The sequence below is a fragment of the Streptomyces sp. SID8374 genome (assembly GCF_009865135.1).
Classification (GTDB): Bacteria; Actinomycetota; Actinomycetes; order Streptomycetales; family Streptomycetaceae; genus Streptomyces.
Map to the genome: position 1 here is coordinate 2,211,068 of NZ_WWGH01000002.1, position 26,175 is coordinate 2,237,242.

General features: G+C 72.2%; 27 protein-coding genes. 21 read left to right on the forward strand and 6 right to left on the reverse strand.

Annotated elements, in window-relative coordinates; all coding sequences use genetic code 11:
• Positions 1–44 precede the first annotated feature (44 nt).
• From GTY67_RS33060 to GTY67_RS33075, 4 genes are all read right to left on the reverse strand, one after another.
• Positions 45–524 (reverse strand): carboxymuconolactone decarboxylase family protein, encoded by a 480-nt coding sequence (locus GTY67_RS33060; protein ID WP_161281474.1) that lies wholly within the window; start codon positions 522–524, stop codon positions 45–47.
• On the reverse strand, positions 521–1,600 hold the full coding sequence (locus tag GTY67_RS33065) for a dihydrodipicolinate reductase (RefSeq protein ID WP_093687897.1): 1,080 nt from the start codon (positions 1,598–1,600) through the stop codon (positions 521–523). Before GTY67_RS33065 ends, GTY67_RS33060 begins: the two co-directional genes overlap by 4 nt.
• A gap of 122 nt (positions 1,601–1,722) precedes the next feature.
• Complete coding sequence (locus GTY67_RS33070; RefSeq protein WP_161281475.1) at positions 1,723–4,674, reverse strand: CARDB domain-containing protein; 2,952 nt, start codon at positions 4,672–4,674, stop codon at positions 1,723–1,725.
• A gap of 164 nt (positions 4,675–4,838) precedes the next feature.
• Positions 4,839–5,699, reverse strand: a complete 861-nt coding sequence (locus GTY67_RS33075) for a UbiA family prenyltransferase (RefSeq protein WP_161281675.1) — start codon at positions 5,697–5,699, stop codon at positions 4,839–4,841.
• A 127-nt stretch (positions 5,700–5,826) separates the two neighbouring features.
• On the opposite strand from GTY67_RS33075, the gene GTY67_RS33080 reads away from it, so the two are divergent.
• The 8 genes from GTY67_RS33080 to GTY67_RS33115 all read left to right on the forward strand — a co-directional run bounded on the left by GTY67_RS33080 (position 5,827) and on the right by GTY67_RS33115 (position 12,136).
• Positions 5,827–6,879: a 3-oxoacyl-[acyl-carrier-protein] synthase III C-terminal domain-containing protein gene (locus GTY67_RS33080; RefSeq protein WP_161281476.1), complete on the forward strand. Its 1,053-nt coding sequence runs from the start codon at positions 5,827–5,829 to the stop codon at positions 6,877–6,879.
• 13 nt (positions 6,880–6,892) lie between these two features.
• On the forward strand, positions 6,893–7,420 hold the full coding sequence (locus GTY67_RS33085; RefSeq protein WP_161281477.1) for an isoprenylcysteine carboxylmethyltransferase family protein: 528 nt from the start codon (positions 6,893–6,895) through the stop codon (positions 7,418–7,420).
• The gene (locus tag GTY67_RS33090; protein ID WP_161281478.1) at positions 7,417–8,427 is read left to right on the forward strand and encodes an FAD-dependent monooxygenase; all 1,011 of its coding nucleotides are present in this window, start codon (positions 7,417–7,419) and stop codon (positions 8,425–8,427) included. The genes GTY67_RS33085 and GTY67_RS33090 overlap by 4 nt, the downstream gene beginning before the upstream one ends.
• 158 nt (positions 8,428–8,585) lie before the next feature.
• Positions 8,586–10,256 carry an MFS transporter gene (locus tag GTY67_RS33095; protein ID WP_161281479.1) on the forward strand — a complete coding sequence of 557 codons (1,671 nt, stop codon included), beginning with the start codon at positions 8,586–8,588 and terminating at the stop codon, positions 10,254–10,256.
• Entirely contained in the window at positions 10,240–10,695 is a 456-nt protein-coding gene (locus tag GTY67_RS33100) for a VOC family protein (RefSeq protein WP_161281480.1), read from the forward strand. Before GTY67_RS33095 ends, GTY67_RS33100 begins: the two co-directional genes overlap by 17 nt.
• A gap of 139 nt (positions 10,696–10,834) precedes the next feature.
• Positions 10,835–11,233 (forward strand): DUF6221 family protein, encoded by a 399-nt coding sequence (locus tag GTY67_RS33105; RefSeq protein ID WP_093687911.1) that lies wholly within the window; start codon positions 10,835–10,837, stop codon positions 11,231–11,233.
• 88 nt (positions 11,234–11,321) lie between these two features.
• Positions 11,322–11,699 carry a hypothetical protein gene (locus tag GTY67_RS33110; RefSeq protein ID WP_093687913.1) on the forward strand — a complete coding sequence of 126 codons (378 nt, stop codon included), beginning with the start codon at positions 11,322–11,324 and terminating at the stop codon, positions 11,697–11,699.
• A 233-nt stretch (positions 11,700–11,932) separates the two neighbouring features.
• A complete protein-coding gene (locus GTY67_RS33115; RefSeq protein WP_003964323.1) occupies positions 11,933–12,136 on the forward strand; it encodes a cold-shock protein in 204 nt (67 codons plus the stop codon).
• A gap of 70 nt (positions 12,137–12,206) precedes the next feature.
• Here the strand turns inward: GTY67_RS33115 and GTY67_RS33120 are convergent, their stop codons facing one another.
• On the reverse strand, positions 12,207–12,458 hold the full coding sequence (locus tag GTY67_RS33120; protein WP_093687915.1) for a hypothetical protein: 252 nt from the start codon (positions 12,456–12,458) through the stop codon (positions 12,207–12,209).
• A gap of 220 nt (positions 12,459–12,678) precedes the next feature.
• Between GTY67_RS33120 and GTY67_RS33125 the strand changes: the two genes are divergently transcribed.
• The 10 genes from GTY67_RS33125 (at position 12,679) to GTY67_RS33170 (ending at position 22,049) form a co-directional block, all read left to right on the forward strand.
• A complete protein-coding gene (locus tag GTY67_RS33125; protein WP_093687917.1) occupies positions 12,679–12,906 on the forward strand; it encodes a DUF5133 domain-containing protein in 228 nt (75 codons plus the stop codon).
• A 7-nt stretch (positions 12,907–12,913) separates the two neighbouring features.
• Positions 12,914–14,029: a glutamate--cysteine ligase gene (locus GTY67_RS33130; protein WP_202462425.1), complete on the forward strand. Its 1,116-nt coding sequence runs from the start codon at positions 12,914–12,916 to the stop codon at positions 14,027–14,029.
• Positions 14,030–14,069: 40 nt separating this feature from the next.
• Complete coding sequence (locus tag GTY67_RS33135) at positions 14,070–14,633, forward strand: type 1 glutamine amidotransferase domain-containing protein (protein ID WP_161281481.1); 564 nt, start codon at positions 14,070–14,072, stop codon at positions 14,631–14,633.
• Positions 14,634–14,823: 190 nt separating this feature from the next.
• Positions 14,824–15,906, forward strand: coding sequence for a hydrogenase expression protein HypE (locus GTY67_RS33140; protein WP_176727408.1), 1,083 nt, complete (start codon positions 14,824–14,826; stop codon positions 15,904–15,906).
• 77 nt (positions 15,907–15,983) lie between these two features.
• Positions 15,984–17,774, forward strand: coding sequence for a nickel-dependent hydrogenase large subunit (locus tag GTY67_RS33145; protein ID WP_161281482.1), 1,791 nt, complete (start codon positions 15,984–15,986; stop codon positions 17,772–17,774).
• Between the two features lie 53 nt (positions 17,775–17,827).
• Positions 17,828–18,739 carry a NifU family protein gene (locus GTY67_RS33150; RefSeq protein ID WP_202462426.1) on the forward strand — a complete coding sequence of 304 codons (912 nt, stop codon included), beginning with the start codon at positions 17,828–17,830 and terminating at the stop codon, positions 18,737–18,739.
• Entirely contained in the window at positions 18,736–19,410 is a 675-nt protein-coding gene (locus GTY67_RS33155) for a DUF5947 family protein (RefSeq protein ID WP_161281484.1), read from the forward strand. The genes GTY67_RS33150 and GTY67_RS33155 overlap by 4 nt, the downstream gene beginning before the upstream one ends.
• Positions 19,407–20,066 (forward strand): DUF6084 family protein, encoded by a 660-nt coding sequence (locus GTY67_RS33160; protein ID WP_161281485.1) that lies wholly within the window; start codon positions 19,407–19,409, stop codon positions 20,064–20,066. The genes GTY67_RS33155 and GTY67_RS33160 overlap by 4 nt, the downstream gene beginning before the upstream one ends.
• Before the next feature lies 1 nt (position 20,067).
• On the forward strand, positions 20,068–21,507 hold the full coding sequence (locus GTY67_RS33165; protein WP_161281486.1) for a hypothetical protein: 1,440 nt from the start codon (positions 20,068–20,070) through the stop codon (positions 21,505–21,507).
• Positions 21,504–22,049, forward strand: coding sequence for a hydrogenase maturation protease (locus GTY67_RS33170; RefSeq protein WP_161281487.1), 546 nt, complete (start codon positions 21,504–21,506; stop codon positions 22,047–22,049). The genes GTY67_RS33165 and GTY67_RS33170 overlap by 4 nt, the downstream gene beginning before the upstream one ends.
• 124 nt (positions 22,050–22,173) lie before the next feature.
• Here GTY67_RS33170 and GTY67_RS33175 read toward each other — a convergent pair whose 3' ends face one another.
• The gene (locus GTY67_RS33175) at positions 22,174–22,578 is read right to left on the reverse strand and encodes a helix-turn-helix transcriptional regulator (protein WP_161281488.1); all 405 of its coding nucleotides are present in this window, start codon (positions 22,576–22,578) and stop codon (positions 22,174–22,176) included.
• Positions 22,579–22,610: 32 nt separating this feature from the next.
• Here GTY67_RS33175 and GTY67_RS33180 point away from each other — a divergent pair, with 32 nt between their 5' ends.
• Genes GTY67_RS33180 through hypF form a run of 3 tightly spaced genes read left to right on the forward strand, consistent with a single transcriptional unit; the run spans position 22,611 to position 26,165 of the window.
• Positions 22,611–23,015, forward strand: coding sequence for a hydrogenase maturation nickel metallochaperone HypA (locus tag GTY67_RS33180; protein ID WP_161281677.1), 405 nt, complete (start codon positions 22,611–22,613; stop codon positions 23,013–23,015).
• Positions 22,999–23,769: a hydrogenase nickel incorporation protein HypB gene (gene hypB, locus GTY67_RS33185; RefSeq protein ID WP_161281489.1), complete on the forward strand. Its 771-nt coding sequence runs from the start codon at positions 22,999–23,001 to the stop codon at positions 23,767–23,769. Before GTY67_RS33180 ends, hypB begins: the two co-directional genes overlap by 17 nt.
• Entirely contained in the window at positions 23,766–26,165 is a 2,400-nt protein-coding gene (gene hypF / locus GTY67_RS33190) for a carbamoyltransferase HypF (protein ID WP_161281490.1), read from the forward strand. The genes hypB and hypF overlap by 4 nt, the downstream gene beginning before the upstream one ends.
• The last annotated feature ends 10 nt before the right edge of the window (positions 26,166–26,175 follow it).

Here is a 26,175-nt window from a genome sequence, read left to right on the forward strand (position 1 = left end):
AGAGCCCGGGGCCGGGAGTGCCAACCCGGCGGCCCCGGACTCCGTCAGTGACCCGGCAGCACACACACCGCGTCGATCCCCAGTACATGGTTGAGCCGCCCGAACGCCAGCCAGGAGCCGATGCTCATGGACAGCTCCACGATCTCCACCTGGCTGTAGTGCGCGGTCATCCGCTGCCAGAAGGCGTCGTCGAGACCGTGGTGGTCCAGCGCGTACCGCTCCGCGTACTCCGCCGCCAGCCTGGTCCGCACGTCGAAGGCGTCCGTCGTACGCCACTTGGCCACCGCCTGCGCGAACTCCTCCTCGACCTTCTCCCCGTCCCGCTCGGTCCGCCAGTCCAGGCAGAACAGGCACCCGTTGACCTGCGCGATCCGCAGCCGCGCGGCCTCGAACTCCCGCAGGCCCAGCGTCGTGTGCTCGTACACGGACATCGAGAAGGCGGCGGCGGCCACGCCGATGCCGGGGACCATCTCCCCCCATACGTAACCGATGGGCTCCTGGCCCTCCGGGATGTCGATGATCATGCCGGTCTCCTTCCCAGCCTGCCGACGGCGGGCCGCAGCGGGATGTCCAGTGCGTCGTACAGGCCCGGTTTCGCGTCCACCAGCCAGTCGATGGCCGAGACGAGCCGCCCGACCGCCGTAGCGTTCCCGCCCGCCGACCGGTTCTCACCCTCGTCGAAGGCCTCGACCGTCACCTCGATACGGGGGCGGCCCTCGATCACCACGCGGTGCGCGCCCACGCCGTCGGGCGGGGAGGGCCAGTCCGGTGCGCACGAGGGATGGATACGGGTGATGTGCTCGATCACGATGCGGGGCTCCCCGCCCACGACGCCCTGCACCTCGAACCGCACCGCGCCCTGGGTGCCCGCCGCGAACTCGCCCATCGTGCGGGTGGTCACCGACGTCTCCAGCGCCCGGCGGTCCAGCGTCTCGCGGATCTCGTCCAGTTCGACGCCCAGCGCCCGGGCCATCAGCCGTATCTGACCGCCCCACACCATCGTCGGAACGGTCTCCGCCAGCATCAGCGGCTGGTAGTCCAGCGGGTGCCCCATGCCGATCAGATGGCGTACCGACTCCTCCTGCTCGTACGTGGAGTAGTCGAAGATCTCCTGGCAGCGGATCACATCCACCTCGGTGCCCAGACCGCTGATCAGCAGCGGCAGGACGTCGTTGCCCCAGCCGGGGTCGACCCCGGAGACGAAGAGGGAGCCGCCGCCCTCCGCGACGGCGGCCAGGACCGGATCCCGCAGCTCCGGCGGGGCGTTGCGCTGGTCGTAGAGCGGATAGAGGGAGGGCGTGACGACGACCGCTCCGGCCCGGATCGCCCGGCCGATGTCGGTGAGAGCGTCGTCGGGGCGGATGTCGCCGGACGCCGCGTAGACCACCGCGCGGGGGCGGTCGGCCAGGACGGCGGCGATGTCGTCGGTGGCCGCGACGCCGAGCGTGCGGCCGAGCGCGCCCAACTCGCCCGCGTCGCGGCCGACCTTGGCCGGATCGTGGACGAGGACGGCGGTGAGTGTCAGTGCCGGATGGGCCTCGACGGCGCGGATCGCCGCGCGGCCGACGTTGCCGGTACCCCAGACAACCGTGGGAATCATGCGCGGAGGGTAGCGGCCGGACCTCGCACTTCCCAGAGCCGTGGAGGGGTGAATTCGGGGCTCGGGAAAGGGTGTTGCCGGGCCGGCGGATGACCGCCGGCCCGGCAGCCGTACAGAGGGGATTACCGCCCCGCGCGTGCGATGTTCGGGCTGCCGCTGATGGTGAACTGCGAGCCGGGCTCGATCAGCACATGGCCGTCACGCGAGTTGGTGATCGTCACATCGGTCAGCGTCGCGTTGCCGCGCGCGCCGCCCATCGCGAGGATGCCGGAGCCGTTGTTCGACTTGTCGATCCTGACGTTCTGGATCTTCACGTCCGGCATCAGGCCGCCACCCGTCTTGAACTGGATGCCGTCGTAGGTGGAGTCGATGATGTCGGTGTCGCGGATCGTGACGCCGGGGATGGGCAGGTTCTGCGGGAAGAGCGTGATCGCGCCGAACTCCTGGTCCTCGTTCCAGAAGGCTCCTCCGGTGCGGTACAGGGCGTTGTTGGCGATCAGCGTCTGCCCGGAGAAGGGCAGCGGGTCATGGTCGGTCGCCAGCATGATCGCCGGGTAGTTCATGGTGTCGGCGATGATGTTGTTCTCGATCTTGTTGCCGTAACCGCCGTATATCGCGATGCCGTTGGCGCGCCAGGGCAGCTGGATCGTGTTGTTGCGGAAGCTGTTGTCGTGGCCGATGTCGACGGACTGGTCCTTGACGTACTTGCTGGACCAGACGGCGAGCGCGTCGTCGCCGGTGTTGCGGAACGAGGAGTTGTAGACCGTCGAGTTGCGGGTGCCGTTGGCGAAGTTGATGCCGTCGGCGTAGGTGTTGCGGATGCGCATCCCGGTGAACTCGACGCCGTCGCCCGGGTTCCACAGGGCGGGGATGTTGTCGAAGTCGCGGCCCGCCCAGACGGCCACGTTGGCGTGTTCGATCCAGACGTTGCTGATCTTCGTGTTCTTGCCGAACCGGCCGTTCAGCGCGACACCGCCCTCATGGTTGCCGTCACCGCCGCGGATCGTCCCGGAGCCGAAGATCGCGATGTCGGAAATTTTCGTGTTCTCGTCGATGTCGAAACCGAAGTTGCCCTCGTGCGGGTGGTTGATCCCGCCCGCCTCGTGCGGCGGGGTCAGCGTGTAGAGCTGGGAGTGCCACATGCCCGCGCCCCGGATCGTCACGTCGCGGATGCCCACCTGGTTCCACTGGCCCCGGTCCAGCGGGTCGTCGGTGAGGATCTTCTGCTCCTGGCGCCACTGGCCCGCCGGGATCCAGACGCAGCCGATCTGGCCGTTCTGGTTGGCGGTCACCGCGCGCTGGATGGCGGCGGTGTCGTCGATCCCGTCGTTGGGGACCGCGCCGTACTGCGTGATGGAGACGCAGCCCGAGGGCTGGGCGGTGGGCGGGGCGACCTGCTCCAGGTCGATCAGGTCGATGATGTAGAACGCTGCGTTGTCGCCGGAGTCCCGCTGGAGCCGGAACTTGGTGCCCGCCGGGTAGGTCTGGGCGAGCAGGGCGTGCGACTCGTCGAACAGCCGCCGCGCGTCGCCGCCGGGGGTGTTGGTGAGGCCCTCGGGGCTGTCGGTGTTGCCGTACAGCCAGCTGTGCTTGGAGGAGAGGTCCAGCTTGCGCACGAACTGGCCGTTCGCGTAGAGGCTGATGGTCGCCTGGCGGCCGCCGCCGCCCGCCGCGTCCGGGATGGAGTTGCGTACGACGATGGAGTTCGACGCGTTGGCCGAGGTGAACTCCACGTACTCACCGGTGGAGTTGAGCCGCACCGACTTGCGCCCTGAGGACTCGGTGGCGAAGTTGGTGTGGCCGAAGGTCCGCTTGGCGTCCGCCGTCAGCAGGGTGCCCCGGTACGCGGCGTCCTCCGCCTCGTACTCCGTGTACGGCACCGCCGCGCCGCGCCCGACGACGATGGAGCGGGCGAGCACGTTGTTGGTCTCGTTCGTCTCCGCGACCAGGTTCGTCGCGTCGGCCGTGGCGGTCAGGGTGGCACCGCCGCTGGCCGCCGTCCAGCTGCCGCTGATGGGCACGTTCACCGTGGCGCCCGCAGGGACGGCCGGGGTCGTGCCGTTGAGCGTGGTGGAGCCCGCGGTCAGCCGGGTGACGGTGCCCGCGCTCACCGCGCTGGTGCCGCGGTTGTGCACGGCGACGGTGAAGGTGACCGCCGCGCCGACGGCCGGGTTGGACGGGCTGGAGGTGATGGAGCGGACCTCCAGATCGGGGCCGGGGCTCTGGCCGACCACCAGCGGGGAGGCGGTGGTGCGGCTGTTGTTGGTGTTGTCCGACTCGATGATCGTGTCGGCCGGGTCCACCAGCGCCGAGACGGTGTACGAGCCCTGCGGCCGCTTGCCGACCGGCACCGAGAAGGTCGCGGAGGCCCCCGCGGCGAGCGCGCCGACCGGGGCGCTGCCCACGACCACGCCGCCCAGGCTCACATCGACCGTGGTCGCGGCCGAGGGAGCCGTACCGATGTTGCGGACGGTCCCCTGGACCGTGACGTTGTCGGCCTCCGAAGGCGCCGAGGGGGACCAGGACAGGGCGCTCACGGTCAGGTCCGGGTTGGGCGCGGGCGTCCCGAGGATCTGGATCTCGGCGACCTGGGCCCCGGGTGCCCCGGTGTTGGAGAAGAACTGGAGCTGGAGATCGGCGGCCCGGCCGCTGACCGGGACGGTCACCGTGTTCCGGTTGGTCGCCGGGTTGAACACATGGCCGGCCCGGGCCTTGAGCGAGGTGAAGGCGGTGCCGCTCTGCGTCCGGCCGAGCACCTGGAACTCCTGGGTCCTGGTGGACCAGATCGGGTCCGGGTTCAGCTTGATCACCACGGACTGGAGGTCCGCGTCGGCCCCCAGCTTCACCGTCAGGTTCGAGGGCAGCCCGTTCGACTCCCAGTAGGTGTTCACCTGGCCGTCGTTGGCGTTGACGACGGGGAAGCCGCCGTGCGATCCGCTGGCCGTGACGGTCTTGCCCCGGGCCAGATCGGTCGCCTCAGCCGCTGCTGCCTGGACGGGAAGCAGGCCGACGGTGACGAGCCCCGCTATGAGCAGGCCGGTGATCGATCTTTCGCTGAGCCGTTTCCATCTCATGCTGTCCTCTGCTTCCACGGTATTTGAGCCATGCAGTCAATGTTTTGCAAACAGCAGTTGATAGATTTCTGGTCTGTTTCTGATTTGTCAACGGTTCTCGCATGCTCGCGTCATGAAGGCATGCTGAGTGACGCCCCGTCAGAGGGCTTTGGGTGGCGCCGGGTTCAGGCCAGCGCTGTGCCGCGCGCCAGCAGCAGCGCCACGTCCGCCGCCGCCACGGCCACCGCTCCTGCCAGCGCGGCCTTGTGCCACCACCGGCCGAGCGCCGGCCCCAGCAGTGCCGCCGCACCGGCCAGGACGAGGACGGCCAGGGACCCGGCGTCCACCGGACCGGGCGGGCCCAGCACCAGGACGGCCGTCGCCGCGAGGAGCGGCACCGGCAGCAGCAGCCTGGTCCCTCTGGCGCCGAGCCGGTGCGGCAGCCCCCGGATACCGGCGGCCCGGTCCGCCTCGATGTCCGGGAGGGTGTCGCCCAGATGCGCCGCACACCCCAGCAGCGCCCCGGCGGTGACCGTCCACCACCGGGGCCAGGGCGCGTCGGGCAGGCTGAGCGTCACCAGCGAGGGGAGCGCGGCGAACCCGGCCGCGTACGGCACCCAGGAGAGCGCCGTCGCCTTCAGCCGCAGGTTGTAGAGCCAGGCGGCGGCGACCGCGGCCAGGTGCACCGTACCGGCGAGAAGACCGCAGGCCAGCGAGAGCGGTACGCACAGGGCGAGCGCGACCGCCGACGCACCCCACACCGCGCCCACGGAGACCGCACCGTCGGCGACCGGCTTCCCCCGCCGCCCGGCCCGGGCATCGCGCCCTGCGTCGTACGCGTCGTTGCACCAGCCCACCGAGAGCTGCCCGGTCAGCACCGCCACCCCGACCAGGGCGAGCCGCGCCGGGGAGAGCCCCACCCCGACGGCCAGGGCGCAGGCGAGCGCGGTCACCGCGACCACCGGCCCCGGATGGCAGGCCAGCGCCAGCCCCGCCGCGCGGCCCGGCCACCGGACCGCCGACGCCGACGTCCTCGCCCCGTCCATGGCACCCATCGGGCGATCGTAGAGACCTGTGGGCCCGTCAACACGGTGGCCGCGCGGGTCCCTTACCGGGATTCACCGGACTTTCCGGTCAGGATGGGGCAATGACGTCCCCGACGCAGGAGCCGCAATGACCCGGATCGCCGCGGTCCACGGGGCCCTGCCGCCCCACCGCCACACCCAGCACGAGGTCACCGACATGGTGGCCGCCACCTGTCTGCCGCCCGGTGCCGACCGCCGCGTCCTGGACCGGCTCCACGAGAACGCCCGCGTCCGCACCCGGCATACGGTGCTGCCGCTGGAGGGCTACCGCGACCTGGACGGCTTCGGTTCCGCCAACGACGTGTTCATCCGCTCGGCCGTCGACCTCGGCGGCCAGGCCGTACGCGGCGCCCTGCGCGCGGCGGGGCTGCGCCCCACCGATGTGGACCTGCTGATGTTCACCTCCGTCACCGGCATCGCCGCCCCCTCCGTCGACGCCCGGCTGGTGGCCCGCCTCGGCCTGCGCTCCGATGTGAAGCGGCTGCCGGTCTTCGGCCTCGGCTGCGTCGCCGGAGCGGCCGGGGTGGCCCGGGTCCACGACTACCTGCTCGGCCGCCCCGACGACGTCGCCGTGCTGCTCTCCGTCGAACTGTGCTCGCTCACCTTCCAGCGCCACGACGTGACCCCCGCCAACCTGGTGGCCACCGCCCTGTTCGGCGACGGGGCCGCCGCGGTGGTCGCCCTCGGCGGACGCCGGGCCACCGCCGGACCCGAGATCGTCGCCACCCGCAGCCGGATGTACCCGGAGACCGAGCATGTGATGGGCTGGTCCATCGGCTCCACCGGATTCAGCGTGGTCCTCGATCCGGCCGTGCCCGACGTCGTACGCCGGTACCTCGCCGACGACGTACGGGAGTTCCTCGACGAGCATGGTCTCAAGCCGAAGGACATCGCCCACTGGGTCTGCCACCCCGGCGGCCCCAAGGTCCTGGAGACCGTCACCGAGGTCCTCGACCTGCCCGAGGGGGCACTCGACGTCACCTGGCGCTCGCTGTCCGACGTCGGCAACCTCTCCTCGTCCTCGGTCCTGCACGTCCTGCGCGACACCATCGAACACCGCCGCCCCGAACCGGGCACCCCCGGGCTCCTGCTGGCCATGGGCCCGGGCTTCTGCTGCGAACTGGTGCTGCTGCGCTGGTAGGAAGGTACGGCCCATGATCTGGTACACCGCCCTGGTGCTCGCCGTCGCCGCCGAACGCCTCGCCGAACTCGTCGTCGCCCGCCGCAACACCCGCTGGAGCCTGGCCCGCGGCGGCACCGAGGCGGGCAGCGGCCACTACCCGGCGATGGTCCTCCTGCACACCGGCCTGCTGGCCGGCTGCCTCGCCGAGGCCCACTACGCCGACCGCCCCTTCCTGGCCGCCCTCGGCTGGACCATGGCGGCCGTCGTCGTGGCGGCGCAGGCGCTGCGCTGGTGGTGCATCACCACGCTCGGGCCCCGGTGGAACACCCGCGTCATCGCCGTCCCCGGCCTGCCCCTGGTCACCGGCGGCCCCTACCGGTGGCTGCGCCACCCGAACTATGTCGCCGTCGCGGCCGAAGGCATCGCGCTGCCCCTGGTCCACGGAGCGTGGGCGACTGCGGTGGTCTTCACCCTGCTCAACGCCGTCCTCATGGCCGTCCGGATCCGCTGTGAGGACGAGGCGCTGGCCCGCCTCCCGGTGGCGGAAGCGCGGGCGTGATCGACATCCTGGTCGCGGGCGGCGGCCCGGCGGGGCTGGCCGCCGCGATCCGGGCCGCCCGGGCGGGCCTGGAGGCTGTGGTCGTCGAACCCCGCCCCGCCCCCGTCGACAAGGCCTGCGGCGAGGGCATCATGCCCGGCGGCCTCGCCGCCCTCCACCGCCTCGGCGTGCACCCGGCCGGACAGCCCCTGCGCGGCATCCGCTACACCGACGGGCGGCGCAGCGCGGAGGCGGAGTTCCGGGGCGCGTACGGGCTCGGTGTCCGGCGCACCGCCCTGCACGCGGCCCTCCACGAGCGGGCCGAGGCCCTCGGCGTACGCATCGTGGAGGGCAAGGTCCGGGAGGTCCGCCAGGACGAGCGGACCGTCACCGCCGCCGGTCTCACCGCCCGCTGGCTCATCGCCGCCGACGGGCTCCACTCGCCCCTGCGGCGCGCCCTCGGCCTCGACCACCCCGTCCCCGGCCCCGGCCGCTACGGGCTGCGCCGCCACTACCGCACCGCCCCCTGGACGGACCTGGTCGAGGTGCACTGGTCGCCGCACGGCGAGGCGTACGTGACCCCCGTGGGCGACCACCTGGTGGGCGTCGCCGTACTCAGCCGCGACCGCCGCCCCTACGCACAGCACCTGGCCGACTTCCCGGCCCTGGCCGCCCGGCTCGGCCCGCACGCCACCCCCGTACGCGGGGCGGGCCCGCTCCGGCAGCGGGCGCGGGGGCCCCGGGCCGGGCGGGTCCTGCTGGTCGGCGACGCGGCGGGGTACACCGACGCGCTGACCGGGGAGGGCATCGCCCTCGCCGTGGCCACCGCGACGGCCGCCGTCGGCTGTCTGGCCGCCGGACGCCCCGAGGACTATCCGGCGCGGTGGACGAGGGCGACACGCCGCTACCGGCTCCTCACCCAGGCCCTGCTGGGGGCCGCGGGCCACCCCGTCCCGCGCCGGATGATCGTCACGGCGGCCCACCGCGCACCCGCTCTCTTCCGCACGGCGGTCCGGGCGCTCCAGTGACGCGAGCCGGCCGGTCGGAGGGGCCAGGTGATCGAATGGCGAGGCTCCCGGTTCCGTCATAACGTCGACCGGGTGAACGCCCGCGTTCATCCGGCCGACGGAGAGACCGACCGCCCCGACGGGGCGCAGCGCCCTCGGAACGAGAGACGAACCCACCTATGACGGGCTCCCACGCGACACCCGGAAAGGCCGCCCGGCCCGATCGGCAGGGCCGCGGCAGCGGGCTGGCACTCCTCGTCATCGCCTCGTGCCAGCTGATGGTGGTCCTCGACATCACCATCGTCAACATCGCCCTCCCGCACATGCAGAAGTCCCTGGGCTTCTCCACCGAGAACCTGTCCTGGGTGGTCAACGCCTACACGCTGACCTTCGGCGGACTGCTGCTGCTCGGCGGGCGGCTCGGTGACATCCTCGGCCGCCGCCGCGTCTTCATCTTCGGCGTGCTGCTCTTCGTGCTCGCCTCGCTGCTCGGCGGACTCTCGCAGGAGTCCTGGCAGTTGCTGGCCGCCCGCTCGCTCCAGGGCGTCGGTGGCGCCATCGCCTCGCCGACCGCCCTGTCGCTGATCACCACGACCTTCCGCGAGGGCCCCGAACGCAACCGCGCCTTCGGGGTGTTCGCCGCGGTCTCGGCGGGCGGCAGCGCGATCGGGCTGCTGGCGGGCGGGGTGCTCGTCGAGTGGCTGGACTGGCGCTGGGTCCTGTTCGTGAACGTCCCCATCGGCCTGCTCATCGCCTTCGCCACCCCCCGCTACATCCGCGAGTCCGAACGGCATCCGGGCCACTTCGACGTCGTCGGCGCCCTCACCTCGACCGTCGGCATGGTGCTGCTGGTCTACGGCTTCATCCGCGCCTCCGAGGACGGCTGGAGCGACTCGCTCACCCTCGGCTCCTTCGCGGCGGCGCTCGTGCTGCTGGCGCTGTTCATCTTCATCGAGAGCCGCTCCCGGCAGCCGATCACCCCGCTGTGGATGTTCCGCGACCGCAACCGCGCCGGGACCTACGCGATGATGCTGAGCCTCGCCGCGGCGATGTTCGGGATGTTCTTCTTCCTGACGCTCTTCGTCCAGAACGTGCTGGGCTTCAGCCCGCTGCGGGCCGGACTCGCCTTCCTGCCGGTCAGCGTCATCATCGCGGTCGGCGCCGGCCTGGCCTCCCAGCTGCTGCCCAGGCTGGGGCCCAAACCCTTCATGGTGACGGGCGCGCTGCTGGCCGCCATCGGGCTCGGCTGGCTGACGCTGACCGACGTCCACAGCACGTACCTTGGCTCCATCCTCGGCCCGATGCTCGTCTTCGGCCTCGGCATGGGCATGCAGTTCGTCTCCCTGACCCTCATGGCGGTCTCCGGCGTCGCGCCGAAGGAGGCGGGCGCCGCGTCCGGTGTCCTCAACGCGACCCAGCAGGTGGGCGGCTCCCTGGGGCTCTCCATCCTGGTGACCATGTTCGGCACGGCCAGCCGCCACGAGGCCACCGACCAGGTGCCGCGCTTCCTGGAACAGGCCACCCCGGCCCAGCTCCTCCAGTTCCGCAGGACCGGGGAGCTGCCACCGCCCTGGGGCGACGAGGTCCTCACCGCCGGTGTCTCCAGCGCCTTCGTCGTCGCGGCCTGCTTCGCCGTCTTCGCCGCCCTGGTCGCCCTGGTGATCATCCAGGTCCGCCCCTCCGACCTGGCCCGGCTCCAGGGCGGCGCCACCCCGGGGGTGACCGCCCCCGGCGGGACGGCCTCCGACAGGACATCCTCCGGAACAACGTCCTCCGCAACGGCCGACGACACCTCCGGCACACCCCCCGACACAGCGAAAGGCCCCCACAGCCATGGACTGGACCCTTGAAGTGATCGTGCTCCCCGTGACCGACCTGGACCGGGCCCGTGACTTCTACCGCGACAAGCTCGGCTTCCACGTCGACATCGACGGCGAGGTGATGCCGGGGGCGCGCGTCGTCCAGCTCACCCCGCCCGGCTCGGGCTGCTCCATCGCCCTGACCGACGGCGTGCCGAACCCGACGGGGGAGCCGCAGCCGGGCACGTACCACGGCCTCCAGCTCTGCGTCACCGACATCGACGCCGCCCACGCGGAGCTCGTCGCCCGAGGGGTGGAGGTCTCCGAGCCCCAGCGGTACGCCCCCGAGGACGGGGCCACGTTCATGTACTTCACCGACCCGGACGGCAACGGCTGGGCCGTCCAGGAGTACCGCCGCCGGCTGACCGAACCCCTGCACCAGGTCCTCGCCGATCTGGCCGCGAAGGGGGCCGGGGAGACGGCGGACTGACCCGCTCGTCCCCTTTGCCGCTCGCACACCCGCCCACCGGGGCCCGCACCGCCTGCCGCGGTGGATCGCGCCGCGCCGGTCCATCACAATGCTCCCCGTATCACCGCAGTGATCCATGAACACGAGGGAGCAGCATCCAATGGCCGGCAACACAGACATGGTGGCCTTCGTCCAGGCGCGTCTCGCCGATGAGGAACAGGTCGCCCTGGCTGCCGGCGGGGACCGGTGGCGGTGTCCGGCGGATGTGCCCGGCGAGGTCCACGACCGCAGGGGCGGGGTCGCGTTCACGGTGCGGGACCGCGGCTTCGACCACCACATCGCCCTCCAGGACCCCGCCCGCACCCTGGAGCGGATCGAGACGCACCGGGTGCTGCTGGGGGAGTACGTCGAGGTCGCCGAGCTGGACACCGACCGCCCCGCCCAGGACTTCCGCTCCGGCCGGGCGGTGGGCCTGGGCTTCGCCGTACGCCAGCTGGCCGCCGAGTACGCCGGGCACCCGGACTACCAGGCGCGGTGGCTGCCCCGGTTCATCCAGTAGCGAGAAGGGGACGCGGGGCGCCGGGAACCGGTAACTTACTCGCAAGTAAGTCGAGTTCCCGGACCATCCGAAGCCCCGAGGAGTCCCCATGCCCCGCCGGACACGCTCCCCCCTGCTGCTCGCCGGACTCATGGCGGGAGCGGGGGTGCTCCACTTCGCCGTCCCGAAGGCGTTCGACGCCACCGTGCCCCGGATCCTGCCCGGAGCGCCCCGAACCTGGACGTACGCGAGCGGAGTGGTCGAACTCGCCCTGGCAGCGGGGATCGCGCACCCCCGGACGCGGGGCGCCGCCGCCCGGGCGACCGCGGGATTCTTCGTCGGGGTGTTTCCGGCCAATGTGCAGATGGCCGTGGACTGGCGTGACCGGCCCCGGCCGCAGCGGGCCGCCGCCCTGGCCCGGCTGCCCCTCCAGCTGCCGCTGGTCCTGTGGGCGCGGAGCGTCGCCCGGGGCGCCGACGCGCCCTGAACGGGGCGCAGTCGGTGCGGTTCGAGCCACCTGCCCGGAGGAAGATCCACACCAAAATGGCGTTGCTCTCTGGTGAGGAGTGATCCCGCCGTGTAGCGTCCCTGGCAGATGTCGTGGTTCGCAGTACCTGCCCGCGCCTGGCGCGGGCGTTTTGCTGTGCAGTGCCTGAGAACCAGGGCGATCACCTCCGGGTCCGCGCGGTGCGGATCCGTTTACTGCTGAGAGGTACAGGCATGGCCAGCGGAACCGTCAAGTGGTTCAACTCGGAAAAGGGCTTCGGCTTCATCGCGCAGGACGGCGGCGGCCCCGACGTCTTCGCGCACTACTCCAACATCAACTCCACCGGCTTCCGTGAGCTCCAGGAAGGCCAGGCGGTGACCTTCGACATCACCCAGGGCCAGAAGGGCCCGCAGGCGGAGAACATCACCACCGCCTGATCCGGGTCGAACGACCACTGGGGCCCCCAGGACGCATCGCGTCCTGGGGCCCCAGTGCGTCCTACGCCGGTTACCCGGTGGACTCGTCCGGTGTCGGGTGCTCCTCGGGGTGCGCACCCGCGTTGCGCGGCTCGTCCCGGCCGGAACCCGCCTCGTCCGGATCGGGGCGGTCGCCGCTCTCACGGGCGACCCGGTCCGGAATCGGTATGTCGAGGGCGTCCTCGCCCTCCTGGTGCTGCTGGTCCGGCAGATCCGCCGGTACGGGGGGCGGGCTGCCGGAAGCCCCGGTGTAGGCGGTGCCTTCCGGCCTGCGGTCGGTCATGAGAGCTTCCTTCCGTGCTGCCCCGGAGAGCCCGGGGACGAGTCGTTCGTCCTGCTGGGTACCCCTTGCGGACCGAACGATTCACCGGAGGCGGGGCCGGGGGAGACTTCCCACACGGGGGTATGGGTCGCACATGTCGGGGTACTCGGGGCTGTGCCCGAGCGCACAGCACGGGCACACGACATTCACATGAAGCATCCCGCCCGGAAGGATCCCCCGCATGCTGATGGCCCACCCCACCGTGCTGCGCAACCTGGTCGAGCAGTACGAGGCCCTGCGCCTGCTGCACGCGGAGAGCGGCACCACCGAGGCGCGGCAGCGCATGGACGACGTGGCGTACACCCTGTGCGTCTCCACGGGCACGGGCGATGTCGACAGCGCGCTGGTCGCCGCCCGGCACCGGCTGCCGGGGGCCCGCCCCGAGGACGACTCCATCCTCTCGGCCTGATCACCGGATGAACAACGAAGGGGTGGGCGCTGTGGTGCGGACCGTGGGCGTGGAAGAAGAACTGCTGTTGGTGGACCCGGACAGCGGGGAGGTGCGAGCCCTCTCCACGGCTGTGCTGGCCCTCGCCGAGAAGGACGCGGAGGGGGAGTCGGCCTTCGAGCCGGAGCTGCACCGCCAGCAGCTGGAGTTCGCGACGCATCCCTGCCGTGAGATGGCCGAGATCGCCGAGGCGGTGCACCGGTGGCGCGCCGAGGCGATCCGCCACGCCGCCGACGTAGGGGCATCGGTCGCGGCCCTGGCGACCTCACCGCTGCCCGTGAGCCCCATGATCGGGGCGGGCGAGCGGTACAACTGGATGGCGGAGCACTACGGGCTGACCGCCCAGGAGCAGCTGACCTGCGGCTGCCACGTACACGTCTCGGTCGAGTCGGACGAGGAGGGCGTCGCGGTCCTGGACCGGGTGCGCGGCTGGCTGCCCGTCCTGCTCGCCCTGAGCGCCAATTCCCCCTTCTGGCAGGCGCAGGACACCCAGTACGCCAGCTACCGCAGCCGGGTGTGGGGCAGGTGGCCCTCGGCCGGGCCCGTGGAGCTGCACGGCTCCGCCGAGCGCTACCACGAGCAGGTGAAGGCCCTCGTCGGCACCGGCGTGCTCAAGGACGAGGGGATGGTCTACTTCGACGCGCGCCTCTCGCACAGCTACCCCACAGTGGAAGTGCGGATCGCCGACGTCTGCCTGGACCCGGCGGACACGGTGCTGTTGGCCACGCTGGTGCGGGCGCTGGTGGAGACGGCGGCGCGCGAGTGGCGGGCCGGGGTGCCTGCCCTGGACACCGAGGTGGCTCTGCTGCGGGTGGCCTCCTGGCAGGCGGCCCGATCCGGTCTCGAGGACCGGCTGATCCACCCTCGGACCCTGCGGCCCGAGCCCGCCGCCGACGTACTCCAGGCGCTTTTGGCCCATGTGCGGGAGGCCCTGGAGGACAGCGGCGACCTCAAGGCCGCCCAGAAGGCGCTGGCCGCCCTGGAGCGGCGCGGCAACGGGGCCAGGGTCCAGCGCGAGATCCTGGAGCGGACCGGGAGCCTCCGCGACACCGTCGCGGAGTGCGTCCGCATCACCGGGGGATGAGCACGACCGACCGTAGGACCTGTGAGGAGAGGAGCAGCACATGGCCACCACCGATCTCGGCAACCGCCGGATCCTGGCGATCGTCACCAACTACGGGGTGGAGCAGGACGAACTCGTCGTCCCCGTGAAGCACCTGCGCGACAGCGGCGCACAGGTGAGCGTGGCGGCGGTCTCCGACGACGAGATCCGCACCCTCGTGGGCGACAAGGACCCCGGCGACACGGTGCGGCCCGACCTCACGCTGGCGGACGTCGACCCCGCCGCGTACGACCTCCTGCTCATCCCGGGCGGCACGCTCAACGCCGACACGCTGCGCCTCCAGGACGCCACCACCCGGATCGTCAGCTCGTTCGCGGCCTCCGGCCGGCCCGTCGCGGCGATCTGCCACGGCCCGTGGGCGCTCATCGAGGGCGGCTACGTCCAGGGCAAGACCCTGACCTCGTACGCGTCCCTCAGGACCGACCTCACCAACGCCGGCGGCTCCTGGGTCGACAAGTCGGTGGTCCGTGACGACGAGGGCGGCTGGCCGCTGATCACCTCGCGGACGCCCGACGACCTGAAGGACTTCCTGCGCGAGATCGACGCGGTGCTCACCGAGTCCTGACGGGCACCCGACGGCCCCCGCTCGCACACCGCGGCGGGGGCCGTCGGCATGTCCGCGTACGCGGGTACGGGGACGGGTGCAGGGAGGCAATAGGGCCACCGCGCACTTACCGGCCGGGACGTGGTCGCGGTATCCAGGAAAGAGGCTGCCGGTAAGAAGCTCCTGAAGCGGGCCGACCCGAGGAGGGCTCATGGACGCCCCGACCGCCACTACGGCCGACACGGACGTACTGGACACACCTCAGGAAGACCCCACCGTCCATATCTTGTGGATCAACGCCGGGCTGAGCTGCGACGGGGACTCGGTCTCCCTCACCGCCGCCACCCAGCCGAGCATCGAGGAACTCGCCCTCGGCGCCCTGCCAGGACTGCCCAAGGTCGCCGTCCACTGGCCCCTCATCGACTACGAGTGCGGGCCCGTCCAGGGCGCCGACAACTTCGTGGAGTGGTTCTTCAAGGCCGACCGGGGCGAGCTGGAACCCTTCGTCCTGGTGGTCGAGGGCTCCATACCGAACGAGCGCATCAAGCCAGAGGGCTACTGGTGCGGCTTCGGCGACGACCCCGAGACCGGCCAGCCCATCACCACCAGCGAGTGGCTGGACCGGCTCACCCCCAAGGCCCTCGCGGTCGTCGCCATCGGCACCTGCGCCACCTACGGCGGCATCCACGCCATGGCGGGCAACCCCACCGGAGCCATGGGCGTACCCGACTACCTGGGCTGGGAGTGGAAGTCCAAGGCGGGCATCCCGATCGTCTGCATCCCCGGCTGTCCCGTCCACCCCGACAACGCCTCCGAGACCCTGCTGTACCTGCTCTACCAGGCCGCCGGCGCCGCGCCCATGATCCCGCTGGACGAGGAGCTGCGGCCCACCTGGCTGTTCGGCGCCACCGTCCACGAGGGCTGCGACCGGGCGGGCTACTACGAGCAGGGCCAGTTCGCCGACGAGTACGGCTCCCCGCAGTGCCTGGTCAAGCTCGGCTGCTGGGGCCCGGTCGTCAAGTGCAACGTGCCCAAGCGCGGCTGGATCAACGGCGTCGGCGGCTGCCCCAACGTCGGCGGCATCTGCATCGGCTGCACGATGCCCGGCTTCCCCGACAAGTTCATGCCCTTCATGGACGAGCCACCCGGCGGCCACGTCTCGGCGGCGGCGAGCGGGATCTACGGCTCCGTCATCCGCCGGCTGCGGCACTTCACCGAGAAGACGGCCGACAAGGAACCGAAGTGGCGCACCAAGACCGACACCATCAAGACCGGCTACCGGCCGCCCTGGTGACCCGGGCCCCCGGCGATCCCGGGGAGCCGTAGGGCCAGGACGGGCAGCTCGACCTACCAGAAAGGCGGCGCGGGACCATGGCGACTGCGACCGGCAAACACGCCGTCGACGCTGACGGCCTCATGGAGATGTCGTGGGACCCGATCACGCGCATCGTCGGCAGCCTCGGCATCCACACCAAGATCGACTTCGCCGCGAAGCGGGTCGCGGAGTGCTACAGCACCTCCTCGATCTTCCGCGGCTACAGCGTCTTCATGAAGGGCAAGGACCCCCGGGACGCCCACTTCATCACCAGCCGCATCTGCGGCATCTGCGGTGACAACCACGCCACCTGTTCCGTCTACGCGCAGAACATGGCGTACGGCGTGGCACCCCCGCACCTCGGTGAGTGGATCATCAACCTCGGTGAGGCCGCCGAGTACATGTTCGACCACAACATCTTCCAGGAGAACCTGGTCGGCGTGGACTACTGCGAGCGGATGGTCGCCGAGACCAACCCCGGCGTCCTCGAACTCGCCGAACGCACCGAGGCCCCGCACGCCGCCGACCACGGCTACCGCACCATCGCCGACATCATGCGCTCCCTGAACCCGCTGGAAGGCGAGTTCTACCGCGAGGCCCTCCAGGTCAGCCGCTACACCCGGGAGATGTTCTGCCTGATGGAGGGCCGCCATGTGCACCCCTCCACGCTCTACCCCGGCGGCGTCGGCACGGTCGCCACGATCCAGCTCTTCACCGACTACCTCACCCGCCTCACCCGCTACGTGGAGTTCATGAAGCGGGTCGTCCCGCTCCACGACGACCTCTTCGACTTCTTCTACGAGGCGCTGCCCGGGTACGAGGAGGTCGGCCGCCGTCGCATCCTGCTCGGCTGCTGGGGCGCGCTCAACGACCCGGAGCACTGCGACTTCAAGTACGCCACGATGGAGGACTGGGGCCGCAAGATGTTCGTCACCCCGGGCGTCGTGGTCGACGGCGAGCTCGTCACCAACAGCCTCGTCGACATCAACCTCGGCATCCGCATCCTGCTCGGCTCCTCCTACTACGAGGACTGGGCGGGCATGGGCAAGTTCGTCGAACGCGACCCCCTCGGCAACGAGCTGGACGAACGCCACCCCTGGAACCAGCACACCATCCCGGCCCCGCAGAAGCGCGACTTCGACGACAAGTACAGCTGGGTCATGTCCCCGCGCTGGTTCGACGGCACCGACCACCTCGCCCTGGACACCGGCGGCGGCCCCATCGCCCGCCTCTGGTCCACCGCCCTGTCCGGACTCGTCGACATCGGCTACATCAAGGCCACCGGCCACAGCGTCCAGATCAACCTCCCGCGCACCATGACCAAGCCGGAGATGTCGCTGGAGTGGACGATCCCGCAGTGGTCCAACGCCATCGAACGCAACCGGGCCCGCACCTACTTCCAGGCGTACGCGGCCGCCGCCGCCCTCCACTTCGCCGAGCAGGCGATGGAGGAGGTCCGCGCCGGACGCACCCAGACCTGGGAGCAGTTCGACGTCCCCGACGAATCGATCGGCTGCGGCTTCACCGAGGCCGTACGCGGCGTCCTCTCCCACCACATGGTCATCCGGGACGGGAAGATCGCCAACTACCACCCCTACCCGCCGACCCCCTGGAACGGCAGCGTCCGCGACAGCTACGGCACCCCCGGACCGTACGAGGACGCCGTCCAGAACACGCCCATCTTCGAGGAGAACACCCCCGAGAACTTCAAGGGCATCGACATCATGCGGGCCGTCCGCAGCTTCGACCCGTGCCTGCCGTGCGGCGTCCACATGTACGTCGGCGGCGGCCGGACCGTCGAACAGACCCATATGCCGACCGGGCTGAGTGGACTGGCGGGCGGCTGACCCCCGTACGGGACGGGCGGAGCCGACCCCGTACTCCAGGAAAGGGGCCCACGATGGCGGGAGCCGACCCCGGTGCACGCATCGGTGAACTGCTGGACCGACTGGGACGCGAGGCCGGACCCCAGGCCCGCGAGACCGCCGACGAACTCGTGCGCAGCGTCGTCGAGTTCTACGGGGAGGGCCTCGCCCGCACCGTACGGCTGCTGCGCGCCGCCCCGGCCGGCTCCGACCCGCTCGCCGTGCTCACCGCCGACGAACTCGTCGGGGATCTGCTGATCCTGCACGACCTGCACCCCGAGGACACCATGACCCGGGTCGGCCGCGCACTCGACAAGGTCCGCCCCTACCTCGGCTCGCACGCCGGGGACGTCGACGTCGCAGGCCTGGACCTGGAGACACCCGAAGGGCCCACCCTGCGGCTGCGGTTGCGCGGCAGCTGCGACGGCTGCCCGTCCTCCACCCAGACCGTGCGCTGGACCATCGAGGAGGCCGTCGCCCGCCTCGCGCCGGAGATCGCGCACATCGAGGTGGAGGGGGTCGCCGAGGCCCCGGCCGCCGACGGACAGCCCCTGCTCCAAATCCTGCCCCACCCGCCCGCCGACGCCCCGGGCACGCAGCCCCCGGCCGCCGACGCGGAACCGCCCCGCTGGCACACCCTCGCCACCCCCGCCCTGCCCGCCCGCGACCACGCCACCCGCGTCGCCGACATCGAAGGCAACGCGCTCCTCCTCGTCCGGCTCCCCGGCAATCTGTACGCCTACCGCGACCGCTGTCCCGGCTGCGGGGCCGATCTGCGCACCGCACCCCTCGACGGGGAGTTCCTGAGCTGCGCGGAGTGCGCCGCCCGGTTCGACGTACGGCACGCGGGGCGCGGCGAGCAGGCCCACCTGGAGCCCCTGCCGCTCCTGGAGGAGGAGGGCGCCGTCCGGGTCGCGCTGCCCGAGCTGCTGGGGGCAAGGCCGTGAGCGCGGGCGTCCTCGCCCAGTTCACCCGGCGGCCGCCACCGCCGGGGGAGCGGTGCGAGCTGTGCGGGGAGCCGCTGCCGGACGAGCACCGGCACCTCGTCGACACCACCCGGCGCTCCCTCAAGTGCTCCTGCCCGCCCTGCCACCTGCTCTTCACCCGGCCCGGCGCCGGACAGGGCCGCTTCCGGGCCGTCCCGGACCGCTACCTCACCGACCCCGGCTTCACCCTCGACGGCGACGGCTGGAACCGGCTCCAGATCCCCGTCGGCCTCGCCTTCTTCTTCCGCAACTCCGCCCTCGACCGGTTCGCCGCCTTCTACCCCAGCCCCGCCGGAGCGACCGAGAGCGAACTCGACCCCGCGACCTGGGACGCCGTCATCGGCCGCACCCGTCTCGCCGGGCTGCTGGAGGACGACGTGGAGGCGCTGCTGCTGCACGCCGAGCGCGGAGAGCCGGCGACCTGCACCCTCGTACCGATCGATGTCTGCTACGAACTCGTCGGGCGGATGCGGCTCCACTGGAAGGGCTTCGACGGCGGAGCCGAGGCCCGCGCGGACATCGAGGAGTTCTTCGAGCGTGTCGCGGCCCGCGCACGACCGCTGCCCGCAGAGAGCGGGGAGCCCGCGGAGACCGAGGCCTCAGCCACGGGGAATCCCGGGGGCGCCCCATGACCGACCTCGACTTCCGCTGCACCGGCGTTCGGCCCGAGCCCTTCGGCGCGAGCCCCACGCTCCTGTTCGACCTGCGCATCGAGGAGCTGGACCACCAGCCCGTCCACGCCGTCGCCCTGCGCTGCCAGATCCGGATAGAGCCGGCCCAGCGCACCTACGACCCGGACGAGGTCGACATGCTGGGCGACCTGTTCGGCGAGCCCAGCCGCTGGAGCAGCACGCTGAAACCGCTCCAGTTCGCCCACGCCTCCATCACCGTGCCCGCCTTCACCGGCACCACCCACGTCGACCTCCCGGTGCCCTGCACGTACGACACCGAGGTCGCCTCCGCCTCGTACTTCCGGGCCCTCGCACGCGGCGAGATACCCCTGCTGCTGCTCTTCTCCGGCACGGTCTTCACCGGCCGCAACGGCTTCCGCGCCGAGCCGATCCCCTGGCACAAGGAAGCGTCCTGCCTGATGCCCGTGGACGTCTGGCGGGAGCTGATCGAGTCCTACTTCCCCAACACCGGCTGGCTGCGGCTGCGCAAGGACAGCCTGGAGGCGCTGCGCCGCTACCGCTCGGCGCGCGCCCTGCCGTCCTGGGAGCAGGTCTTCGACGAGCTGCTCGCCACCGCCGAGGCGACGGCGGCCGCGGAAGCGAAGGGGGCCGAGTGAGATGACGAACCCGGACCTGCTGCCCCCGCCCGGGAGCGCCGACGACGCCCTCGACCAGGCCCGTACGGTCGCCGACGCCGTCCTCTTCGAGGGGTACGTCCTCTACCCGTACCGCGCCTCGTCCGCGAAGAACCAGATGCGCTGGCAGTTCGGCGTCCTGGTGCCGCCCTCCTGCGCGGCACAGGGCGGTGAGTACGCGGAGCAGCGCACCGACCTCCTCCTCGAACCCCGCACCGCCGACCGGCTCCACGCCGAGCTGCGCTTCCTGCACGTCCGGCGGCGGACCGTCGAACGCCTCGACCCCGACGGCACCTACACCGAGGTGCCCGAACTGGAGCTGCCCGACCGGGTCCTGGTCCCCTGGGACGAGGGCCACGAGGAGCGCATCCGGCTGCACGCGCCCCTCGCCGAGCTGACGGGAGCGCAGGCCCACACCCGTACCGCCACCTTCGACCTGCCGCCCGCCGTCGAGTACGAACCCGTGCGGGACGCGGAGGGCCGCGTCCTGGGACGGCTCGTACGGCGACGGGCCCGGCTGTCCGGCGAGATCCGCCCCCGGGCCGAGCAACTCCCCGGCCCCTACCGGGTCTCGCGCCTCACCGTCACCGTGCACAACACCACCGGCGCCCCGGCCGGGGACCGGACGACGGCCCTCCCGCACAGCATGATCGGCGCCCACCTGCTGCTCGCCGTCGAGGGAGGCAGGTTCCTCTCCATGACCGATCCGCCCGAGTGGGCCCGCCCCGCCGTCGCGGAGCTGCGCAACGACCACACCTGGCCGGTGCTCGCGGGCCCGGCCGACCGTGAGGACCTCGTCCTCTCCTCGCCGATCATCCTGGAGGACCACCCCGTCCTCGCGGAGGAGAGCCCCGGACCGCTGTACGACGCCACCGAGATCGACGAGATCCTCTCGCTGCGCACCGCCGCCCTCACCGAGCGGGAGAAACGGGAGGCGCGCGGTACGGACGACCGGGCCGCCGAGGTCATCGACCTGGTGGACTCCATGCCCGATGCCGTAAGGGAGCGGCTGCACGGGGCGATCCGGGGGCTGCGCGAGGTGACGGGCGAGGAGCCATCCGCAGCGCCCACTCCCGGGCTCACCCTTCCCGAAGGCGGCGGGCATCCCTGGTGGGACCCGCAGCAGGATCCCGAAGCGGCCGACGCGCCCACCACCATCCCCATTGACGGTGAGGCCGTGGGCCAGGGCTCCCGGGTCCTCCTCACCCCGGGGGCCCGCCGCACGGACGCCCAGGACACCTTCCTGCGGGGCTGCCCGGCCACCGTCGAGGCCGTCGTCGCGGACCTGGACGGCGAACTCCACCTGGCCGTGGTCCTGGACGACGATCCGGGCACCGACATCCGCCGCCAGCAGGGCCGCTTCCTCTACTTCAAGCCGGACGAGGTGGCGCCGCTGAAGGAGCCGGGGGAGGAGGAGCCATGAGCGGTACGGAGACACCGGAACGCACCCTGGTCGCCGGGGTCGGCAACATCTTCCTCCAGGACGACGGCTTCGGGGTGGAGACGGTCCGGCGGCTCGGCCGCCTCGACCCGTCCCGCCTCCCGCCCGGCACCGAGCTGATGGACGCCGGAATCCGCGGGGTGCACCTCGCCTACCGGCTCCTGGAGGGCTACCGCACCCTCGTCCTGGTGGACCTGGTGAGCCGGGGCGGCCCGCCCGGCACGCTGTACACGATCGACGTCGGACCGCAGCCCCCGGCCGCCGGCCACCGGCCCGGGCCTCTCGACACCCACGCGATGGACCCCGCCACCGTGCTCGGCCTGCTGCACGACCTGCACGCCGGCGCGGGCGGCACGCTCCCCGACGAGGTGTACGTCGTCGGCTGCGAGCCCCGCGACACGGGGGAGGGGATCGGGCTGAGCCCGCCCGTCGAGGAGGCGGTGGACCCGGCGGTGGAGCTGGTGCTCGGCCTGCTGTCGCGTCGCGGCGTCCCCGTACCCGGCCCCGTACCGCAGAAGAACTGAGAGACCACGACGGAACTGAGAGAGCACGACGTTGGAGGCACAGGATGCACTGGATGTGGATCGGCGTCGCCGCGGGCCTCGCGGCCGTGTACGGCGTCGTCAGGAACCTGCCCGACGCCCGGCGCTACCTGCGCATGCGCCGGATGTAGTCCGCGTGTTCGGAGTGGTGCGGGGAACCCTCCTCGCCCCCGACGTCCTCCAGCTGCACATAGCGCTCGAGGAAGAGATGGAGGGTGCTGTGCAGTTCTCCCAGCCGGACGAACCAGAGGGCGAGGTTCATGGCGCCCTGCGGAGTGATGGCGTACACGCGACGGGCGGGGCCGGAGGCGGAGGCGCACCACTGCGAGGTGACCTCGCCGCACTTCTCCATGGACCGCAACAGCCGGTAGACGTGGGCCGACTCGGCTTCCTCCCAGCCGAACGCCCCCAGGCGCTGCACCAGCTCGTAGCCGTGGCCCCGGCGTTCCGCCAGGAGCAGGAGCAGGACCGGGGTGAGCAGCGCTCGCCGTTCGACCTCGTGACCAGCCATGGTCCTTTCAGGGTAGCGAGGGGGTGAGCGCCGTGCATGAGCTGTCGATCGCGATGGCCGTCGTCGACCAGGTCGACGGCGCGCTGCGGGAGCGCGGCGCCGAACAGGTCCCGGTCCGCTCGCTGACCCTGCGGGTCGGGGAGCTGTCCGGGGTGGTGCCCGAGGCGCTGGACTTCTCCTTCGGGGTGGCGGCCGAGGGCACTGCCCTGGCGGACGCCCGGCTGCTGATCGAGACTGTTGAGGGAAGAGCCCGCTGCGAGAGCTGCGGCCGGGACACCGCGACCGGGATGCCCCCGGACCTGTGGTGCGCCACCTGCTCACGGGCGATGAGCCTGACCGGCGGGCGCGAACTGGAGATCGCCCGGGTCGTCCTGGAGGACCCGGAGATCAGGCAGGGGGACGACATACCGGAGGCGAGCCATGTGCCGCACCGTTGACCTGCATCAGGCCGTGCTGGCGAAGAACGACACCAACGCGGTGGAGCTGCGCCGCACCCTGGACGATCGCGGCACCACGGCCGTCAACCTCATGTCCAGCCCCGGCAGCGGCAAGACCGCCCTGCTGGAGGCCCTGCTGACCCGGGCCGTCGCCGCGGGCACCCCGGCCGCCGCCGTCACCGCCGACCTCGCCACCGAGAACGACGCGACGCGCCTCGCCCGCTCGGGCGCCCCCGTGCAGCAGATCCTCACCGACGGGCTCTGCCACCTGGAGGCGGGCATGCTCGGGGCCAAGCTGGAGGGCTGGCTGCCGGAGGGGACCCGGCTGCTGTTCGTCGAGAACGTCGGCAACCTCGTCTGCCCCGCCTCCTACGACCTCGGCGAGACCGTGCGGATCGCGCTCGCCTCGGTGACCGAGGGCGAGGACAAGCCGGTGAAGTACCCGGCGGCCTTCGGCCTCGCCCACCTGGTCGTGGTGACCAAGACGGACCTCGCGGACGCGGTGGAGTTCCGGCGGGAGGCCTTCCTCGGCGGAGTCCAGCAGGTCAACCCGGGCGTGCCCGTCATCGAGACCTCGGCCAGGACCGGCGAAGGCATCGACGCGCTGCTCGCCCATGTCCTGCGGGCGGCGGACGGCCTGGAGAGCCATACGCCGGTGCTCGCGCGGCAGCACGAGAAGCACCTGCACCACCACCACGACACCCCTTCCGCCTCCGCCGAGCACTCCCACGCCCCCGCCGGAACCCCGCGATGACCACGGCGGACCCTCTGCCCCAGCCCACGGCGGCCCCGCAGGACCGGGTCCGCCGCCACCTCACCGTGCGCGGCGCGGTCCAGGGCGTCGGCTTCCGTCCGTTCGTCTACACGCTGGCCGAGGAGCACGGCCTCACCGGCTGGGTCACCAACGACGCCGACGGCGTGCGGACGGAGGTCGAGGGACCGGCGGCGGCGGTCGACGCCTTCACCGACGCGATCGGCACCCGCGCGCCCCCGCTCGCCGTCGTCGAATCGGTGGAGCCGCGCCCTGTGCCGCCCCTCAACGACGGCTGCGGCTTCACCATCCGCCCCTCCGCCTCCTCCGGCACCGGCCGCACCCTGATCCCGCCGGACACCGCGACCTGCGACGCCTGCCTGGCCGAGCTCGCGGACCCGGCCGACCGGCGCCACCGCCACCCGTTCATCACCTGCACCCACTGCGGACCCCGCTTCACCGTGGTCACCGGCCTGCCCTACGACCGGCCCCTCACGACCATGGCCGGCTTCCCGATGTGCCCGGACTGCGCCCGCGAGTACGCCGACCCCGCCGACCGCCGCTTCCACGCCCAGCCGATCGCCTGCCCGGCCTGCGGTCCCCGCCTCACCCTCCGCCGACGACAGGACGACCCGGGCGCGCTGCACGGGGACGACGCGCTCGCGGAGGCCCGGCGGCTGCTCGCGGCCGGCGCGGTCGTCGCGGTCAAGGGGATCGGCGGCTACCACCTCGCCTGCGACGCCGGGGACCCCACCGCCGTACGCACCCTGCGCAAGCGCAAGAACCGGGGCGGCAAGCCCTTCGCCGTCCTCGCGGACTCCCTGGAGACCGTCCACCGCCTCGCCGAGGTGGACGAGGCCGAACGCGACCTCCTCACCGGCCCCCGTAAACCGGTCGTCCTGCTACGCCGCCACGCCTCGCCGTCCGCGGAGGTGGCCCCGGACGTCGCCCCCGGCAGCCCCGATCTCGGCGTGATGCTCCCGTACACCCCGCTGCACCGCCTCCTCCTCGGCCTGACCGGCGACCTGCCCGGGCCACGTGTCCTCGTCATGACCAGCGGAAACCGTTCCGGCGAGCCGATCGTCACCGACGACGCCGAGGCGCTCGCCCGGCTGGACGGGCTGGCCGACGCCTGGCTCCAGCACGACCGGCCCATCCATGTGCCGTGCGACGACTCGGTGGTCCGGATCTGCGCCGGGGCCGAACTCCCGGTCCGGCGCTCACGCGGCTACGCGCCGCTGCCGCTCGCCCTGCCGCTGCCCGTCCTCCCGGCCCTCGCGGTCGGCGGCGACCTGAAGAACACCTTCTGCGCCGCCGACGACCGCTACGCCTGGCTCTCCGCCCACGTCGGCGACATGGACGACCTCGCCACCCTCACCGCCTTCGCCGAGGCCACCGCCCACCTCACCGGCCTCACCACCGTCACCCCGAGCCTCCTCATCGCCGACCGCCACCCCGGCTACCGCTCCACCCGGTGGGCCCGCCGCACCGCCGAGGCGCGCGGCCTGCCCCTCCGCCAGGTCCAGCACCACCACGCCCATGTCGCCTCCACCATGGCCGAGCACGGGCTGGACGGCACCGCGCCCGTCATCGGCATCGCCTTCGACGGCACCGGCTACGGCGACGACGGGGCGGTCTGGGGCGGGGAAGTCCTCATCGCGGACTACGACGGCTTCCAGCGCTTCGCCCACCTCCGTTACGTGCCGCTGCCCGGCGGTGACGCCGCCGTCCGCAACCCGTACCGGATGGCGCTCTCCCACCTGCGCGCCGCCGGAGTGCCCTGGTCGGACGGGCTGCCCTGCACCGCCATCGCACCGCCCGGCGAACGGCGGCTGCTGGAGCGGCAGTTGGAGCGCGGACTGAACTGCGTCCCCACCTCCAGCATGGGCCGCCTCTTCGACGCCGTCTCCTCGCTCGCGGGCGTCTGCCACCGGGTGGAGTACGAGGCCGAGGCGGCGATGCGGCTGGAGAACGCGGCGCTGGGTGCCCCTGGTCCGCACCCTCGCTCCGGCGACGACGGGCGCGGGCGGGCGTACGGGTTCATCCTGGGAGCAGAGCCGGGCGGGCCGGAGCTCCCGCTGATCGCCGACCCGTCACCGGTCCTGGCGGCCGCCGCGGCGGATGTCCTGGCCGGTGTGCCGGCCCCGGCCGTGGCCCGCCGCTTCCACCGGGCGGTGACCGGCCTCGTCCGTGACGTGTGCGCGGCGGCCCGGCTCCGTACGGGCATCGCCACCGTGGCCCTGACCGGAGGTGTGTTCTGCAACGCCCTTCTGACGGAGGGCTGTTCGGCCGGCCTGGAGGAGGACGGCTTCACCGTACTGAGACACCGCAAGGTGCCCCCCAACGACGGCGGGCTCGCGCTCGGACAGCTGATGGTCGCCGCCCGGACGAAGGAGTGAGGGAGGAGAG